The organism is Paraburkholderia sp., from assembly GCF_036488505.1.
Classification (GTDB): Bacteria; Pseudomonadota; Gammaproteobacteria; order Burkholderiales; family Burkholderiaceae; genus Paraburkholderia.
In genome coordinates, this window is the sequence record NZ_DASXHN010000089.1 from 13,884 (window position 1) to 30,102 (window position 16,219).

General features: G+C 64.2%; 17 protein-coding genes. 7 read left to right on the top strand and 10 right to left on the bottom strand.

All coding sequences use genetic code 11. The features are described 5' to 3' along the window. Positions 1-80 precede the first annotated feature (80 nt). Both VGH68_RS04990 and ada read right to left on the bottom strand, forming a co-directional pair. Entirely contained in the window at positions 81-998 is a 918-nt protein-coding gene (locus VGH68_RS04990) for a DNA-3-methyladenine glycosylase family protein (protein ID WP_331602402.1), read from the bottom strand. Beyond that, on the bottom strand, positions 995-2,185 hold the full coding sequence (ada, locus tag VGH68_RS04995; RefSeq protein WP_331602404.1) for a bifunctional DNA-binding transcriptional regulator/O6-methylguanine-DNA methyltransferase Ada: 1,191 nt from the start codon (positions 2,183-2,185) through the stop codon (positions 995-997). The genes VGH68_RS04990 and ada overlap by 4 nt, the downstream gene beginning before the upstream one ends. 489 nt (positions 2,186-2,674) lie before the next feature. On the opposite strand from ada, the gene VGH68_RS05000 reads away from it, so the two are divergent. After that, entirely contained in the window at positions 2,675-3,100 is a 426-nt protein-coding gene (locus tag VGH68_RS05000; RefSeq protein ID WP_331602405.1) for a VOC family protein, read from the top strand. Between the two features lie 37 nt (positions 3,101-3,137). On the opposite strand, the gene VGH68_RS05005 is transcribed toward VGH68_RS05000, so the two are convergent. Then, positions 3,138-3,692: a YaeQ family protein gene (locus VGH68_RS05005; protein ID WP_331602422.1), complete on the bottom strand. Its 555-nt coding sequence runs from the start codon at positions 3,690-3,692 to the stop codon at positions 3,138-3,140. Between the two features lie 144 nt (positions 3,693-3,836). Continuing rightward, entirely contained in the window at positions 3,837-4,814 is a 978-nt protein-coding gene (locus VGH68_RS05010) for a LysR family transcriptional regulator (protein ID WP_331602406.1), read from the bottom strand. A 209-nt stretch (positions 4,815-5,023) separates the two neighbouring features. On the opposite strand from VGH68_RS05010, the gene VGH68_RS05015 reads away from it, so the two are divergent. The 4 genes from VGH68_RS05015 to araH all read left to right on the top strand — a co-directional run bounded on the left by VGH68_RS05015 (position 5,024) and on the right by araH (position 10,466). Further along, on the top strand, positions 5,024-6,472 hold the full coding sequence (locus tag VGH68_RS05015) for an aldehyde dehydrogenase family protein (protein WP_331602423.1): 1,449 nt from the start codon (positions 5,024-5,026) through the stop codon (positions 6,470-6,472). A 202-nt stretch (positions 6,473-6,674) separates the two neighbouring features. Next, positions 6,675-7,679, top strand: a complete 1,005-nt coding sequence (locus VGH68_RS05020; protein ID WP_331602407.1) for an arabinose ABC transporter substrate-binding protein — start codon at positions 6,675-6,677, stop codon at positions 7,677-7,679. Positions 7,680-7,772: 93 nt separating this feature from the next. Then, complete coding sequence (araG, locus tag VGH68_RS05025) at positions 7,773-9,347, top strand: L-arabinose ABC transporter ATP-binding protein AraG (RefSeq protein WP_331602408.1); 1,575 nt, start codon at positions 7,773-7,775, stop codon at positions 9,345-9,347. Between the two features lie 114 nt (positions 9,348-9,461). Further along, a complete protein-coding gene (gene araH, locus VGH68_RS05030) occupies positions 9,462-10,466 on the top strand; it encodes an L-arabinose ABC transporter permease AraH (RefSeq protein ID WP_331602409.1) in 1,005 nt (334 codons plus the stop codon). A 257-nt stretch (positions 10,467-10,723) separates the two neighbouring features. On the opposite strand, the gene sap1 is transcribed toward araH, so the two are convergent. The 5 genes from sap1 to VGH68_RS05060 form a co-directional block, all read right to left on the bottom strand. Then, positions 10,724-11,062, bottom strand: coding sequence for a surface attachment protein Sap1 (gene sap1 / locus VGH68_RS05035; protein ID WP_331602410.1), 339 nt, complete (start codon positions 11,060-11,062; stop codon positions 10,724-10,726). A 442-nt stretch (positions 11,063-11,504) separates the two neighbouring features. Continuing rightward, positions 11,505-12,050 carry a spermidine N1-acetyltransferase gene (gene speG, locus VGH68_RS05040; RefSeq protein ID WP_331602411.1) on the bottom strand — a complete coding sequence of 182 codons (546 nt, stop codon included), beginning with the start codon at positions 12,048-12,050 and terminating at the stop codon, positions 11,505-11,507. Between the two features lie 147 nt (positions 12,051-12,197). After that, positions 12,198-12,488, bottom strand: a complete 291-nt coding sequence (locus VGH68_RS05045) for a hypothetical protein (RefSeq protein ID WP_414696896.1) — start codon at positions 12,486-12,488, stop codon at positions 12,198-12,200. 359 nt (positions 12,489-12,847) lie between these two features. Then, positions 12,848-13,285: an HIT family protein gene (locus tag VGH68_RS05055; protein ID WP_331602414.1), complete on the bottom strand. Its 438-nt coding sequence runs from the start codon at positions 13,283-13,285 to the stop codon at positions 12,848-12,850. Positions 13,286-13,314: 29 nt separating this feature from the next. Continuing rightward, on the bottom strand, positions 13,315-14,298 hold the full coding sequence (locus tag VGH68_RS05060; protein ID WP_331602415.1) for a GlxA family transcriptional regulator: 984 nt from the start codon (positions 14,296-14,298) through the stop codon (positions 13,315-13,317). A gap of 172 nt (positions 14,299-14,470) precedes the next feature. On the opposite strand from VGH68_RS05060, the gene VGH68_RS05065 reads away from it, so the two are divergent. Both VGH68_RS05065 and VGH68_RS05070 read left to right on the top strand, forming a co-directional pair. Next, positions 14,471-15,310, top strand: coding sequence for an SDR family oxidoreductase (locus tag VGH68_RS05065; RefSeq protein ID WP_331602416.1), 840 nt, complete (start codon positions 14,471-14,473; stop codon positions 15,308-15,310). 225 nt (positions 15,311-15,535) lie between these two features. Next, entirely contained in the window at positions 15,536-15,865 is a 330-nt protein-coding gene (locus VGH68_RS05070) for an ecotin precursor (protein WP_331602417.1), read from the top strand. A 58-nt stretch (positions 15,866-15,923) separates the two neighbouring features. Here VGH68_RS05070 and VGH68_RS05075 read toward each other — a convergent pair whose 3' ends face one another. Next, positions 15,924-16,085 carry a hypothetical protein gene (locus VGH68_RS05075; RefSeq protein ID WP_331602419.1) on the bottom strand — a complete coding sequence of 54 codons (162 nt, stop codon included), beginning with the start codon at positions 16,083-16,085 and terminating at the stop codon, positions 15,924-15,926. Positions 16,086-16,219 lie beyond the last annotated feature (134 nt).

The following is a 16,219-nucleotide window of genomic DNA, read 5'->3' on the forward strand; positions in this document are numbered from 1 at the left end:
CGCGCGCCAGGATGCTGGGTCGGATGTGTTGCCGTCGCGCGGCGACCCACTTACTTATCGGCGAGTTGTGACGACGGCAATCACCCGCCGCGCGCCGCGCCCGCGCGATCCGCGATTTCGTTCCACAGATGCATCGCCGCATACGCGCGATACGGTCGCCACGCGTCGGTGCGGCTGCGCTGCTGCGCGGGCCGCACGAGCAACGGATCACGCGCGGCAATCGACTGCATCAGCACGAGGTCCGATTCGGGCCACGCGTCGGGGTCGCGCCATGCGCGCATCGCGACGTATTCGACGGTCCACGGCCCGATGCCCGCGAGCGCGAGCAACGCGGCGCGCAATCCCGTTGCGTCGACGGCGTCGCTATCGACGGGCACGTCGCCGGCTGCGACCGCGCGCGCGAAGCCCTGCAACGCGGCTACGCGTCTGCCCGGCATGCCGATTTGCGCGAGATCGACTTCGGCGAGCGCGGCGGGCATCGGAAAACGCCACGCGGTGTTCTCGTGCGGATGTCCGTCGATGCGCTCGCCGGCGCGCTGCACGAGCCGCCCGATGATCGTCGTCGCGGCCTTCACGCTGACCTGTTGACCGACGATCGCGCGCACCACCAGCTCGAAGCCGGACCACGCACCCGGCACGCGCAAGCCGGGCACCGCCTCGACGAGCGGCGCAAGCCATGGGTCCGCGGCGAGTCCGGCGCCGATCTTGCGCGGATCGGCGTGCAGATCGAACATCTTTGCGACCGGCGCGGCGAGCGCATCGGCGTGACGGCTCACCGGCCCCTCGATGCTCGCGACGATGCAGCGCTTGCGCGGATGCAGCCGCACGCTCAGCGTGCCGCTGTCGCCGTTCCACTCGATCGCGCGGCGATACGCGCCGTCTTCGACCGCCTCGACGCCCGGCGTCGCGCGTCCGCTGAAAAAGCGCAGCAGGCGCGGCCAGTCGAACGGTGGTTTGAACGGCAGTTCAAGGGTTGCAACGTCGTTAAGCGTACTCACGCGGCGTGGTCCAGTCGGGTGGTGTCTGTGTCCGCGTCGGCGTGGGCTGGCTGGTGGCGCTCCGGTTGAGCGGGCGCAACGCTGGAACCGCCACCGGCATGCTGCGCTTCATTGTCGAGCAATGCGGCCTTGCGTGGCAGCCCCCAGCGATAGCCGGCGAGCGCCCCACCCTTTTGCACGACGCGATGACAAGGAATCGCCAGCGCGACAGGGTTGGTCGCGCACGCGCTCGCCACCGCGCGGACGGCGCCTGGCGAGCCGACGGCCTCGGCGATCTGCGAATAGCTGCGCGTCTCGCCGTACGGGATGCGCCGCAGCGCATCCCACACCCGCTGCTTGAATGCGGTCGACGCGATATCGAGCGGCAGATCGAAGTCTTCGCGGGTGCCGCACAGATACGCGTCGATCTGCGCGACGAACGGCGCGAGTCGGCCGGCGTCTTCGCGCAACTCGGCATTCGCGAACTCACCGCGCAGTTCGTCGACCAGCAGCAGCGCGTCGTCGCCGAACCCGATCTTGCAGACGCCCTTGTCGGTCGCGGCAACCAGCACGAAGCCGAGCGAGGTTCGCGCGCTAGCGTAGCGCACGGTGAGCCCCGCGCCCTTGCGGCGATACGCGGAAGGCGCCATGCCAAGTTCGGCCGGCGCGCTGTCGTACATCCGCGATGGTGAGCCGAAGCCCGCGTCGAGCGTCGCGCGTGTGACGTCGGCGCCGCCCTTGAGCGCATCGCGCAGCGCGGCGCCGCGCCGCGCGGCCTGGTACTGACGCGGCGATACCCCGACCACCCGCTTGAACAGGCGTTGCAGGTGGAACGGGCTCACATGCACCGCGTCGCTCAACTGGGCTAGCGTGAGGCGTTGCTGCGGATCGGCGTCGAGCGCGGCGCACGCGCGATTGACGATCTCGAGCTCGCGCGGCAGGCCGCCCGGCTGGCAACGCTTGCAGTCGCGAAACCCCGCGGCGCGCGCGGCAGCGGCGTCAGTAAAGAACGCCACGTTTTCGCGGCGCGGCTGGCGCGACGCGCACGACGGCCGGCAGAACACGCCGGTGGTCTTCACCGCGTAGAAGAAGGCGCCGTCGGCCTCGCGATCGCGGCGCGTAATGGCGTCCCAGCGGTCGTCTTCGGTGCCCCAGTGGGCGGTGTCGGCGCCGGCGGTGGTCGCGTCATGACGGGTGATGGTATTCATGATGATCCTTTGGGGCCCGCATGGACTCGCATAGGGCGGGCGAGTGTCGATGCTGATCAATGTAGGCCCAATGCCCACACACTACGCCCCGGTTCTTGCGGTGTCATTCCGCCAGCTTTTCCTTACTCGTCGCGGGGTCAAACCGCCGTAAATCGCTTGGCGATTGCCGTAAAAGGCTCCGCCAAACGGGCATTGGCCGGGCGTTTCGCCCCAAACTGCGGCAATTTCACACGATGTCGGGTTTTCCCTTAAAAAGTTATTGCGTCGCACCAAGCCGATGTGTATATTAGGAACTGTCTCCTCCATGTCTCCTCCTGATATGGATTCAGCCCGCCACTTGAGCGGGCTTTTTTTTGCCCCGCGTTTTCCGATCATCAGCTACGGATTCCGTTCGGCCAGCCCACGTCCCTTCCGCCTCCGCAGGCTCCAGCCCTTTCTCCTACACTTGGCTAATCATCTGTTTCCCGACTCAGCCAGAGGGCGTTCCACATGAAAATCCACATTCGCGAAATCGACCACGTCGTGATTCGCGCGACGAGCGTCGACACGCTGGCGCGCTTCTACTGCGACGTCCTCGGCTGTCGCCTCGAAAAGGAACAACGCGAGCTGGGCCTGACGCAACTGCGCGCAGGACGCTCGCTGATCGATCTGCTGCAAGTTGGCGCGAAGATCGATCGCGCGGAAAACGGCGCGCCTGGCACGGGCCGCAATATGGATCACCTGTGCCTGCGCGTCGAATCGTTCGACGTCGAAGCGCTCAAGACTCATCTGAGCGCACACGGCGCGCGGCTTGGCGAACAGGGAGTGCGATACGGCGCGGATGGTTTCGGACCGTCGCTGTATCTGTTCGACCCCGAAGGCAATATGGTCGAACTGAAGGGACCGCCGGACGCGGCGCGGGTCACGTCGCTTTGAGCGTCGCAACGCGCCCGACTTGTGTCCGAGCTGGAGGTTATGCGTCGGCGGGGGCTTTCAGCACGGTCCAGTCGATCTTCACCGCATCGGCTTCGGCGCTGCCAAGCCATGCTTCGCCGTCCTGCACCGTGCATTGCAGCCGCATCGTCCGTTCGGCGAGCGAGCCGAGCGCTGCCGCGACATCTTCGCCGAGCGTCCAGACCGTCACATTGCGCATGCGTTCGACCTTGTTGCGCACACCCTGCCACCAGATCTCCGACGTCCGCCCGCCATACGCGATCACGACCACCTGATTCGAGCGCCCGCTCGCCTTCGCAATGCGCCGCTCATCGGGCTGACCGACTTCGATCCACGTTTCGATCGCGCCGGTCAAGTCCTTCTGCCACAAGTCCGGTTCGTCCACGTCCGACAAACCTTTGCAAAACTCCAGCCGTTCCTGCGCGAATAGCGAGAACGCGGCGACGCGGACCATCATCCGTTCGTCGGTTTCCGAGGGGTGACGGGCGATCGTCAGCGAATGGTCGGCGTAGTAGTGCCGGTCCATGTCCGCGATCTGTAGATCCGCCTTGTAAATCGTCGATTTGAGAGCCATTCCGTTGCTGAACCAGACGCTCGCTCCACCGGAGCGAATCGAAAAAGAATCGTCGACGGCGCGTTGCCGTTTGCCATGTTTGGTGTACATCGCCTGTCCCTCCCGCGCCGTCAGCCGGTGCCTCATGACGTGGAAAGCAAGCATTTAACGCGCCACAGCGGGCTCAAAAGCCGTGCCGTACACGTCGCGGGCCGCCTCATGCAGCGCGTCGAGCACGACGACCGCTGCCGGGGACAGCAGATGCGACTGGCGCGTGATGATACCGAATGTATCCATCCGGCACGGCAAATCGATCGGTACACGCTTCAATACACCGTACTGTTGGTACTGGCGCGCCACTTCGTCAGGTAAAACTGCCAACATGTCGCTTTGCAGCAGCAGGCTCGAAATCGCGAGGAAATTGTTGGTATTGACGACGTTCTGCGGCGGATTCAGACCGATTTGCGAAAACATTAGATCGAAGCGATGCCGCAAGACGCTGCCCGGCGGGTGCAACACCCACCCGGCGTTGACGATCCCGCGCAGCGTCAAACCGGTGTCGTTTTCGAGCGGATGACCGGGACGCGCGACCACGCACAGCGGTTCATCGGCAAGCGGTTCGTAGCGCACATCGGTCTTGAACTGATTCTGCCGCTCGAGCACCCGACCGATCATGATGTCGAGCTCACCCTCGGCGAGGCGGGGCAGCATCACGTCGGAGGTTGCGACTTCGACCCACACCTGCAACTGCGGATAGCGTTGCTTCACGCTCGAGATCGCGCGCGGCACCATGGTCGCGGCAGCTGCGGCGATCACGCCGATGCGCACCTGACCCGCGAGTCCTGAGCGCAGCGCGGAGATTTCGTCGTGCGCCTGGTTCAGATTCGACAGCACCATGCGCGCGTGGCGGATCATCACCTCGCCGTACAGCGTCGCATGCATGCCGTGCGGCGTGCGGTCGAACAGGCTCACTTCGAGCATGTCCTCCAGTTCCTTCAACAGCCGTGACGCGGCCGGCTGCGTCATGCCGAGCACGTCGGCGGCACGGCGCACGTTGCCCTCTTCCTCCATTGCCGCGAGCAGCAGCAACTGGCGCGTCTTCAGGCGGGCGCGCACGAACCAGTTCGAATAGCTACGCGTCATCGCGTGTCTCCGTTTGTTTTGGACGAGCGGCGCGAGCCGTTGCATGGCTGGCTGTTGGGCTCGGTGTTCTGCTCGGGCGCCCATGATGCCATACCCGAACTGATATCGGAGAGGCTGAAAAAGGGATTGGAAAGTTATTGGGGTGACTCATACCATTCGTGGACTTTGTCAACGCCATCCGCTTTGTCCATGTGACGCCCTATCCGTCGATGAACCGCGATCCATTCGTCCCGCTCGTTGTCAGCCCGTTTCGCCATTACATCAATGGCGGATGGGAGACGGGCGCGACCACGGGCCTGTCGGTGAATCCGTCGGACCTCGACGAGCCGCTCGGCGAATATGTGCGCGCCGACGTGCGGCAGACCGACAGCGCGATCGAAGCCGCGCACGCGGCGTTTCGCGACTGGTCGCTGGCATCGGCGCAGCGCCGCGCCGATGCGCTCGACGCGATCGGCACCGAGATGCTCGCGCGCCGCGAGGAACTCGCCCGCCTGCTCGCGCGCGAAGTCGGCAAGGTGCTGTCCGAAGCGCTCGCCGAAACGACGCGCGCCGGCCAGCTATTCAAGCTGTTCGCGGCCGACGCGCTGCGCGCGTTTGCCGAGCCGCTCGCGTCCGCGCGGGCCGGCGTCGAAATCGACGTGACGCGCGAGCCGCTCGGCGTGATCGGCATCATCGCGCCGTGGAGCGCGCCGCTCGCGATCGCCGCGGCGAAGATCGGCGCCGCGGTCGCTCACGGCAACTGCGTGGTCTACAAGCCGGCCGAATCGACGCCGGCCTGTGCGGCGGCGCTCGCATCGATCATCAGCCGAGCGGGGCTGCCGGCCGGTGTATTCAACCTCGTGATAGGCAGCGGTCGGAAGATCGGCGCGCGTATCGTCGCGCACCCGCTTGTCGCGGCGGTCAGTTTCTCCGGCTCGACCGAAACCGGCACGCGCGTGCTGCAAGCCGCCGCTACGCGCCGGGCGCGCGTGCAACTCGAGATGGGCGGCAAGAATCCATTCGTCGTATTGGCCGACGCCGATCTCGACAGCGCGGTCGACGCCGCGCTGACGGGCGCCTATAGCGCGGCAGGCCAGCGCTGCACGGCGGCGGCGCGGCTGATCGTCGAGCGCACGGTGTTCGGACCGTTCGTCGACGCGTTGCGGGCGAAGCTCGCAACACTCACCGTCGACCATGCGCTGAAGCATGGCACCGATATCGGGCCGGCGGCGAACGCCGCGCAACTCGAACGCAATCTGGACTACGTGCGCATCGGCGAGCGGGAAGGCGCGCAGTTGCTGCACGGCGGCCGGCCGGTGGAACGCGCGACGCGCGGCTACTTCTTCGAGCCGGCCTTGTTTGCTGGTGAACCTGAACACCGCATCGCGCAGGACGAAATCTTCGGCCCGGTGGCGGTCGTGCTGCGCGCGCACGACTACGAGCACGCGCTGCATCTCGCGAACGACACCGCTTACGGACTGTGCGCCGGCATCTGCACGCGCTCGCTGGAGCGCGCGCGGCATTTCCGCCGCCATGTGCAAAGCGGTCTCGTGACGATTAATTTGCCGACCACGACCGTGGAACATCACGGGCCCGGCGGCGGGCGCAAGGCTTCGGCCTACGGCGCAACCGACGCGGCATTCTGGAGCGCCGTGAAAACGGCCTACGTGGCGGGTTGAACACGATGAGCTTCGCCGCAACGCGCGTCGTCCCAAGCATGGCCACGGTTTTCCCCCGAGGCCTCAACACAGGTTTCGCGCGCGGCGTGGCGCGCGCTTTACCCCAATTCGCGCGGGTTTCCGCGACGGCTGATGCCGCCCGCGCGTGCCTCGCTGCAACTACACGAAATCAATGCAGCTTTTCAACCTCAGGAGACACAAGATGACCAGCAAGCTTCGCCGTTTGACCCTGACCGCCATCGCCGCCGCGGCGCTGGCCGCGCCGTTCGCCGTGCAACTGTCCGCGCACGCGGATGAACCGCTGAAAGTCGGCTTTCTCGTGAAGATGCCCGAACAGGCGTGGTTCATCAACGAACAGAAGGCCGCGACCGCGCTCGGCAAAAAGGATGGCTTCTCGGTGGTCAACATCGGCACGCCCGACGGCGAAAAAGTGCTGGCCGCCATCGACAACCTCGGCGCGCAAGGCGCGAAGGGCTTCGTGATCTGCGCGCCCGACGTGCGTCTCGGACCGGCGATTCAGGCACGCGCGAAGCGCTACAACATGAAGTTCGTGACCGTCGACGACCAACTGGTCGACTCGACCGGCAAGCCGCTCGCCAACGTGCCGCATCTGGGCATGTCGGCGTTCAAGATCGGCAATCAGGTCGGTCAGGCGATCAGCGACGAAATGAAGCGCCGCGGCTGGAAGCCGGAAGAAGTCGGCGCGCTGCGCATCACCGACTACGAACTGCCGACCGCGAAGCTGCGCACCGACGGCGCGACGCAATCGCTGCTCGCCGGCGGCTTCAAAAAGGAAAATATTTTCGACGCGCCGCAGAAAACGACTGACGATGAAGGCGGCTTCAACGCGGTGTCGCCGGTGCTCGCGCAGCATCCGAACATCAAGAAGTGGGTGATCTTCGCGCTCAACGAGGAAAGCGTGCTCGGCGGCGTGCGCGCGACCGAACAGCTGCATATCCTGTCAGCGGACGTGATCGGCGTGGGCATCAACGGCGCGGGTGAGGCGTTCGCCGAATTCCAGAAAAAGGAACCCACCGGCTTCTACGGCACGATCGCCGTCAGCTCGACGAACCACGGCAAGGACAGCACGGAAAACCTCGTCGAGTGGATCAAGGACGGCAAGCAGCCGCCCGCCGATACGCAGACCACCGGCAAGCTGATGGTGCGTAGCAACTGGCAGGACGTGCGCAAGGAACTCGGCATCTAAGCCGGGCTTTCGCGCTGCACGTAGCGGGCCGCGTCGCACTTCGCAGTTCGCGCGAGTGGCCCGCTCAGGTTCCACCCGTTTGAGGTTTTTTCGATGACGTCCTTATCTTCGGCCTCCACTGAGTCGCCCGGTGGCGCGGTGGCGGTGCCCTCGCCCACTCCGTATGCGTCAGCCGCTTCCGGCGACGCCTCGTACCTGCAGCTCGACGGCATCACCGTGCGGTTTCCCGGCGTGCTCGCGCTCGACCAGGTCTCGCTCGAAGTACGGCGCGGCGAGGTGCACGGGCTAATGGGCGAGAACGGCGCCGGCAAGTCGACGCTCCTGAAAGTGCTGTCCGGCGTGAATCATCCGTCGGCGGGCACGCTGTCGCTCGACGGCGTCGAACAGCAGTTCACGACGACGAAGGCGGCGATCGCCGCGGGCATCGCGATCATCTATCAGGAACTGCATCTGGTGCCGGAGCTGACCGTCGCCGAAAACCTGATGCTCGGCGCGCTGCCGAACCGCTTCGGCGTGCTCGACGAAAAGGCCCTGGTCGCGCGCGCGATGCGCGAGCTCGAACGGCTCGGCGAAAAGATCGATCCATCGCAGCAGGTGAAGCACCTGTCGATCGGTCAGCGGCAGATGATCGAAATCGGCAAGGCGCTGATGCGCGACGCGCGCGTGATCGCGTTCGACGAACCGACCAGTTCGCTGTCGTCGCGCGAAACCACGCAACTGTTCCGGATCATCCGCGCGTTGAAGGCCGAAGGCCGCGCGATCATCTACGTAACGCACCGGATGGAAGAGGTGTACGAGCTGTGCGACCGCGTCACCGTGTTCCGCGACGGCCGCCGCATCGATACGTTCGAAGCCGGCGCAGGACTCGATCGCGACCGTCTGATCAGCTGCATGGTGGGCCGCTCGATTGCGGACGTGTACGGCTATCGCGCGCGTGAACTCGGCGACGTGCAACTCGAAGTGACGGAAGTGCTGGGGCCCGGCCTGCGCGAACCGGCAAGCTTCGCGGCGCGCAAAGGCGAGATCGTCGGCTTCTTTGGGCTCGTCGGCGCGGGCCGCTCCGAGCTGATGAAGTTGATCTACGGCGCGGTCAAACCGGCGGCCGGCGAAATAGCGCTGAAGGGCAAACGCGTACGGTTCGCAACGCCGCGCGACGCGGTGCGTGCCGGCGTCGCGCTATGTCCGGAAGATCGCAAGCAGGAAGGCATCGTGTCGATCGCGTCGGTGTCGGACAACCTTAACATCAGTTGCCGCCGGCACTTCAGCCGCTTCCATGTGCTCAACGGCCGCAAGGAAGCGCAGACCACCCGCGAGTTCATCGGCAAGCTCGCGATCAAGACGCGCAATGGCGAGACGCCGATCGGCACGCTGTCCGGCGGCAATCAGCAGAAGGTGATCCTGTCGCGCTGGCTCGCCGAAGACATCGACGTGTTCCTGATGGACGAGCCGACGCGCGGTATCGACGTCGGCGCGCGCAGCGAGATTTACGGGCTGCTCTACGGGCTCGCCGAAGCGGGCCGCACGGTAATCGTCGTGTCGAGCGATCTCGCCGAGGTGATCGGCGTGACGGATCGCGTGATCGTGATGAAGGAAGGGTGCATCGTCGGCGATCTGCCGAAGGCGCAGGCGACGCCGGATGCGTTGATCAAGCTCGCGCTGCCGCGCTGAAGCGCCCCGCTTCGCGCACCCCCGGCCGCCAAAGCAAACCGAAACCGAGTCGCGCTGCTCAAACTTTTACCGAATACCGCGCTGCCGAAAACGGCACTGAATGGAAGAGACACCATGAACACACCTTCAACCGATTCTTCGACCTCAGCCGTCGCCCCCGCGGGCCTCGCCGCGCGCGCAGCGCGCAGCTGGGACCTGATCAACAAATCCGGCATCGTGATGGTGTTCGTCATCCTGTTCGCGGTGCTGTCGTTCGCGGTGCCGGACTTTCTCAGCGCGCGCAACATCCAGGGCCTGCTGCTGTCGGTCACGCTGATCGGCTCGATTTCCGTGACGATGATGTTCGTGCTTGCGCTCGGCGAGGTGGATCTGTCGGTCGCGTCGATCGTCGCGTTCTCCGGTGTGGTCGCATCCGTGCTGATTACCGCGACGCATAGCGTGACGATCGGCGTCCTGGCCGGTGTGCTCGCGGGCGGCGCGGTCGGGCTCGTCAACGGCACCTTGGTCGCGCGCTACAAGATCAATTCGCTGATCGTCACGCTCGCGATGATGGAAGTCGTGCGCGGCCTCGCATACATCACGTCGAACGGCGACGCGGTGATGATCTCCGAAGAGCGCTTCTTCGATCTCGGCGGCGGCTCGTTTCTCGGCATTTCGTATCCGATCTGGAGCAACATCGTCGGCTTCGTGCTGTTCGGCTTCCTGCTGAAGAAGACCGTGTTCGGCAAGAACGTGCTGGCGGTCGGCGGCAATAGCGAGGCGGCCGTGCTCGCGGGCCTCCCCGTCACGCGCATCAAGATCACCGTGTTCGTGCTGCAGGGACTCGTGACCGGCTTTGCGGGCGTGATGCTCGCGTCGCGCATGAGTCTCGGCGATCCGAAGACCTCGGTCGGGCTCGAACTCGGTGTGATTTCGGCGTGCGTGCTCGGCGGCGTGTCGCTGACCGGCGGGGTCGCGACGATTTCCGGTGTGCTGGTCGGCGTGCTGATCATGGGCTCGGTGCAGGACGCGATGAGCCTGCTGAACGTGCCGACGTTCTACCAGTACCTGATTCGCGGCGGCATTCTGCTGCTTGCGGTGCTGTTCGACCAGTACCGTCGCAGCAAGCGCGTGCACTGACGCGCGGCGCTGTTATTCGAAGGGTTGTTCCTGCGCTTTGCGAGAAGGCGTACTGCCGATGCGGGTCGATAAATCCGCATCGGTTTTTTTATTTCCGCAGCCAAGAGCGGCAAAGCCAAAAGAAACTAAAAAAGCGGCATGGCATTCGATGCCTGAGCCGCTTTTTAACGCAGGCGCTCACACCTCCAACTTTCAAAGCCGGAAGTGAAACGCGTGCAACCGCATTGCGGCGTTTTGGCGGAATGCCGGTATCGTACTTATTGCTTGATAAACCGATCGTTTGCCCAGAGCCCTTCGGTGTCGCTATTAGCGGCATTCACGAATTCGACGTCGTGGCCGACCACACGTACGACACGGAAATCGGAGTCCGACGGTGTCGAGACACACTGATATCCGGAGAAGAATTCTTGCATCTGTTGCTGTTCGCCGGCTTGCGCGTGATGGTCGGCGGCGTCGAGTTTATCCTTCGACACGCAGCCATACGCATTGGCCTTGAACTGGATGGTTTGCTGCGGCCTGACCACGGCATCCTGTGCCTGAACGCTGGCGGCAGCCAAACCGGCAATGGCGAAAACAACGGCAAGTCGAGTTTTCATTTGTTCCTCCGGTGCGGATCAAATAACTCAGGTTAGCTATGTATTTAACTGTGACGGTGAACCCGCAACTTGCACTCTAGAAGAACGCGCAGGAACGACAAGCACATTTTGTGTGCGGTCGCAACAGTGGCGAATTGTCGCACCGGCGGTTGCAGTTGATTAAAGCTTGAGCTGACGCCTGAATAACGCGGAATGAAACAGATAACTAAAAGATCGACCGCGTGCTGCGCTTTAGCCGATATAGCTTTGAGCGGTAATGCTCACGTAAACCAGCAGTAACAATTAAGCGACTTAATACAACAGCGCGGACTGCTTTGTGCGTTGCACACAAACTCATTCGTCAGGCAGAGACCGGAGTACCAAATAACGGTGCGGATGCAGAAGATATTCGGTGCCAGGCAGTCATCGCAGCGTCAGCGTCCGGCTGGCGAGCGCGGCGGAATCACTCCGAACGGCGACCATCGGCTTCGAAGAAATCGGCTTGGAACAGGCACATGCGCAGCGCGTTGTGATAGCGGCCGTTGCCGAAAAATTCTTCGATCAACTCGGCTTCGTGGCGGAAGCCGCATTTCTCGTACACATGGATCGCGGCCGCATTGGATTTATCGACGATCAGATAGAGCTTGCGCATGTTCAGTACGGAAAACGCATAGTCGATCGCAAGGCGGGTCGCGATGCTCGCATAACCGCGCCCCTGCGCGTGCGGCGCAATGATGATCTGGAATTCGCCGCGCCGATGGATGTAATCGAGCTCGATCAGTTCGACGAGGCCGACGGTCGCGCCTTTATTGTCGATCGCGACGAAGCGCCGCTCCCGTAGGTCGTGGACGTGCTCGTCGTAAAGCTGGCTCAGTTCGGAGAAAGTTTCGTAAGGCTCTTCGAACCAGTACCGCATGATCTTGGCGTCGTTGTTCACCTCGTGGACGAAACGCAAGTCGGTGCGCTCCAGCGGGCGCAAGCTCAGTTCGCGGCTGCGTTCGACGGTCATGAAATTCCCCTTGAGAGCCAGTGGTTGGATTCATCGCGCAGGATGTCCGGCGAAGAGTCGCGTCGTGCACGTTTCGACGATTTCGGAATTTATTTAGTCAGCGCAGTTTGCGGCGAGTTCGTGTCTCGTTCAAGCGCGCCCAACACGTCATTGCCAAAAGGCGCAGGAAAGAGGCAGAGCTTCACCGCAGCCGCGCCCGGGCCGCTCGGGTAGGCGCGTCCAGCGAGATGCCTTGCCGCAGCGCACCGCGGGCCGCGCATTAACGAGCGGCGCGGCCCGCCGCGGGAACAGGCGGTGCTCTACAATGAAATCAATCTCCTGGGACTGGAGGCTATCGTGAACGAGCACGTGATACTCGGGATTTTTCTCGTCGTTCCGCTGCTGATCGTCGCGTTTCTGTTTTCCGACGAATTGTGGCAGGAACACCGCCATCTGCATGAAGGGCGACCCCTACCCGCGCGGCGCCGGCGGGTCGACTGGCGCCACCCGCTGCGTCGTTCGCGCGAACGTCTCTGACGGTCCACGGGTTGCGTTCGCGTCTTCGAATGAGCCGTGCAGCCCGGCGGCACGCGTGTGCCGAATCGCCAAAGAAAAAAGCCTGCCACGACAGGGCAGGCTAAAAAGAGATCCACACTCAATGCCTTGCAGAACAAGGCAGGTAGCAGTCTAGCGATGCGGCGCCCGGCGGTGGTTTCAACGGCCTTTACAGATGTTACGGCCGATGACCGACACTACGCCCGGAACGACATTGATACCGCGTCAGCGGGGAGGCACTGATGACCAGGCGAGCCCCGATATCATTCGGCGATCCATTCGGGCCGCCAATGCGCACGAATCCGTTTGGCCAATGCTTCGAGCGTATCCGCATCGGCCGGCTCGCGCGCATGCATCTTCAGTGGTTCACCTTCCCAGCGCGGGACCACGTGGAAATGGACGTGCGGCACTGTTTGTCCGGCCGCCGCGCCGTTGAATTGTCCGATGAAGACGCCGTCGGGGCGCAGCGCCGCGCGCACCGCAATCGCGAGCTTCTGCGCCATGCGCACCGACGCGACGAGCGATTCATCGGACAGCTCGAAGATCTCCGCGACCGGCTCTTTCGGCACCACCAGCAGATGGCCGTCGGCTTGCGGCATCAAGTCCATGAAGGCCAGAGCACGGTCGCTTTCGGCGACTTTGATGCACGGTAATTCACCGCGCAAAATCTTCGCGAACGGGTTGCTGTCGTTGTAGCTCATCGCGTTTCCTTTTGTCAGGCTCAGTTCGGTCACAGGTCGATCGCGGCGGCGGCGGGCGTCGTGCTGCTTCGTTTCGTATTCTCCACGCGTGCGGCACGCCGGATCGCTTGCGGCGGTTGGCCGAACGCACGCAAAAACGCGCGCCGCATCCGCTCAGTGTCGATAAAGCCAGTATCGGCCGCGACCGTTTCGACCGAATGACGGCCGTTTTCCAGCATCGTGCGCGCCGCTTTGACGCGCAGCGCCTCGATCGCGCGGGCCGGCGACTGGCGCGTCTCGTCGCGGAACGCGCGGCTGAACTGGCGCGGACTCAAATGCGCGACCTCGGCGAGCTGTTCGACCGTCAACGGCTCGCGCAGATGGCTTTTCGCATACGACAGTGCAGTCTGGATGCGATCGGATTTCGGCTCGAGGTCGAGCATCGCCGAAAACTGCGACTGCCCGCCGGTGCGCCGGTGATAGACGACGAGCTTCTTCGCGATCGCACGCGACGCGGCCACGCCGAGGTCGCTTTCGACGAGCGCGAGGCACAGGTCGATGCACGCGGTCATGCCGGCCGACGTCCATACCGAACCATCGACGATAAAGATGCGGTCGTCGTCGACCCAGGTGCGGGGAAAGCGCCGCTGCAGGTCTCCCGAGTGCGCCCAGTGCGTGGTGGCGTGGCGGCCGTCGAGGATACCCGCTTCCGCGAGCACGAACGCGCCGGTGCAGATGCTGGCGGTGCGGCGCGACGCGGCGAGCGCATCGTTCAGGAATGCGAGCAGGCCGGGCGACGACGGCGCGAGTTCCATTGCACCCGTGACGATCACGGTGTCGTAGGCCGGATCGCCAAATGGCTGCGCCGCGACCTCGACGCCCGACGAGCTGGGCACCATGCCGCCGTGCTCGGAAATCACGGTGACTTCGTATGCTGGCGCGCCGGCGGTCTGATTCGCGAGTTCGAATACCGACACCGCGATCAGGTCGAGGATCTGGAAGCCCGGAAACACGACCAAGCCGACACGTTTCATTTCTATGTCTAAAACGAGGTAAAAATGACATTTGAGACAAAACAGTGCGCGCCTACAGTCATCACGTCAACACCGTCGCATCGGCGTAGGCCGGCGGCGGGGGGTCTACGGACGTTCCCATTCAACGGAAAAGGGCGCGCGCGATGCGCGGAGCCCGCGAGGAGAGCTTCAAATGGCAACGCAGACAGAGCAGGGCGCGCAGAACGGTAATCACCAGGGCAAGGGCACGGCGGTGGTCACCGGCGCGTCGTCGGGTATCGGCGCGGTCTATGCGGACCGCCTCGCGCGGCGCGGCTACGACTTACTGCTGGTCGCCCGCGATGGCGAGCGGTTGAATAGCGTTGCCGAGCGTCTGCGGCAGCAAACCGGCCGTCACGTGGAAATCATCAGCGCCGACCTCACCGTCAAGGCCGACCTGCGCCGCGTCGAAGAGCGGCTGCGCGCCGACCGAGCGATCACGATGCTCGTCAACAATGCGGGCGTCGGCGCAACGGCTGCATTGATCGATTCGGATATCGACGCGCTCGAAAAGATGATCGACCTGAACGTGACGTCGCTCACGCGTCTGACGGCGGCGGTATTGCCCGGTCTGGTCGAGCGCGGCGCGGGCGCCGTGATCAATATTTCGTCCATCGTCGCGCTGTCGCCGGAAACGCTGAATGGCACCTACAGCGGCACCAAGGCATACGTGCTCAACCTCACGCAGTCGCTGCGTCACGAGGTGGGCGGCAAGGGCGTGCGCGTGCAGGCGGTGCTGCCGGGCGCGACCAGCACCACGTTCTGGGATCGCGCGGGTCTCGCGATTCAGCATCTGCCTTCGCAGATCGTCATGAGCGCCGACGATATGGTCGACGCCGCGCTTGCCGGGCTCGACCAGGGCGAACTGATCACGATTCCGTCGTTGCTCGATGCCGCCGATTGGGAGCAGCTGAACAGCGCACGCCAGCATCTGCAGCCGAATCTGTCGCATAGCGTGCCGGCTGCGCGCTACAGGTCCGCCGTGGCGGGCTGAAGCAAGGAAGGGGCGCGCGCCTGGCGCATGGGCGCGTTGCATGATCGCGGTGGCCGCATCGAAATCTTGCGGCAGACCGCAGACAGCGTCATACGGCTGCACACGAGATCGGATACGCGAGAGGAAGCGGCTGTTACACGGTTAATGTTCCGTTACCACTTGCAGCATCTATTTCCACGCGCGCCCGTCACAATCCGCTCCATGCCTGAACGGCGGGAGCTCAACATGAAAAAGATCGCAGTGGCGTTGGTGATGGCGGGTAGTCTGAGCGTGGCGGGGCAAGCATCCGCGCATGGACATGGTGGCGATGTGGTGGGCGCGCTGATCGGTGGCGCGGTCCTCGGCGCGGTCGTGACGTCCGTGCTGAACCCGGCGCCGGTGGTGGCTTACCAGCAGCCGGTCTACGCGCAGCCGGCCTATCAGCCGGCTCCGGTTTATGCGGGGCCGCCGCCCGGATACTGCTATGACCAGTACCAGCGCGCGTACGTCGGGTGCAGTGCGCCGCCGCCGGGACAATACGGCTATGCGCCGGGGCAGCCGCAGCCGGCTTGGTGAGCACGCAGACAAACAGGCCGTCGCCCGAGGCGACGGCCTGTCCGGTTTCACGCACCGCTCAGTGCCGGTGATGCAGCCACTCCGCGTAGTGCGTATCGAGCCAGCGCTCGAGCTTGGGGGGTCTTGAAGGGCCGTGGTGGCGGGACGCCATCCAGATGGCAACGCCGACCACCAGCATGACTGCGGGCCCCATCAGATAGGCGAGCAGCGATTCAGACATCGGAACCTCCGTATCGGCTTGCGTCCATCTCTCAGTCTAGGCGATGGAAGCGGGGAAGAACGACGAGGTAAAGCGCTTTTCCGAGGCGTCTACGAACTGGCAATGCGCGGCTGTGAAACCAGATTCGACGGCCT

Coding starts and splice junctions, on each gene's coding strand:
- ada (WP_331602404.1), bottom strand. CDS start 2,185: ATGAATACCATCACCCGTCATGACGCGACCACCGCCGGCGCCGACACC.
- VGH68_RS05000 (WP_331602405.1), top strand. CDS start 2,675: ATGAAAATCCACATTCGCGAAATCGACCACGTCGTGATTCGCGCGACG.
- VGH68_RS05005 (WP_331602422.1), bottom strand. CDS start 3,692: ATGGCTCTCAAATCGACGATTTACAAGGCGGATCTACAGATCGCGGAC.
- VGH68_RS05010 (WP_331602406.1), bottom strand. CDS start 4,814: ATGACGCGTAGCTATTCGAACTGGTTCGTGCGCGCCCGCCTGAAGACG.
- VGH68_RS05015 (WP_331602423.1), top strand. CDS start 5,024: ATGAACCGCGATCCATTCGTCCCGCTCGTTGTCAGCCCGTTTCGCCAT.
- VGH68_RS05020 (WP_331602407.1), top strand. CDS start 6,675: ATGACCAGCAAGCTTCGCCGTTTGACCCTGACCGCCATCGCCGCCGCG.
- araG (WP_331602408.1), top strand. CDS start 7,773: ATGACGTCCTTATCTTCGGCCTCCACTGAGTCGCCCGGTGGCGCGGTG.
- araH (WP_331602409.1), top strand. CDS start 9,462: ATGAACACACCTTCAACCGATTCTTCGACCTCAGCCGTCGCCCCCGCG.
- sap1 (WP_331602410.1), bottom strand. CDS start 11,062: ATGAAAACTCGACTTGCCGTTGTTTTCGCCATTGCCGGTTTGGCTGCC.
- speG (WP_331602411.1), bottom strand. CDS start 12,050: ATGACCGTCGAACGCAGCCGCGAACTGAGCTTGCGCCCGCTGGAGCGC.
- VGH68_RS05045 (WP_414696896.1), bottom strand. CDS start 12,488: ATGCAGATGGCGGTGTTCCTGCCACAATTCGTCGGAAAACAGAAACGC.
- VGH68_RS05055 (WP_331602414.1), bottom strand. CDS start 13,285: ATGAGCTACAACGACAGCAACCCGTTCGCGAAGATTTTGCGCGGTGAA.
- VGH68_RS05060 (WP_331602415.1), bottom strand. CDS start 14,298: ATGAAACGTGTCGGCTTGGTCGTGTTTCCGGGCTTCCAGATCCTCGAC.
- VGH68_RS05065 (WP_331602416.1), top strand. CDS start 14,471: ATGGCAACGCAGACAGAGCAGGGCGCGCAGAACGGTAATCACCAGGGC.
- VGH68_RS05070 (WP_331602417.1), top strand. CDS start 15,536: ATGAAAAAGATCGCAGTGGCGTTGGTGATGGCGGGTAGTCTGAGCGTG.
- VGH68_RS05075 (WP_331602419.1), bottom strand. CDS start 16,085: ATGTCTGAATCGCTGCTCGCCTATCTGATGGGGCCCGCAGTCATGCTG.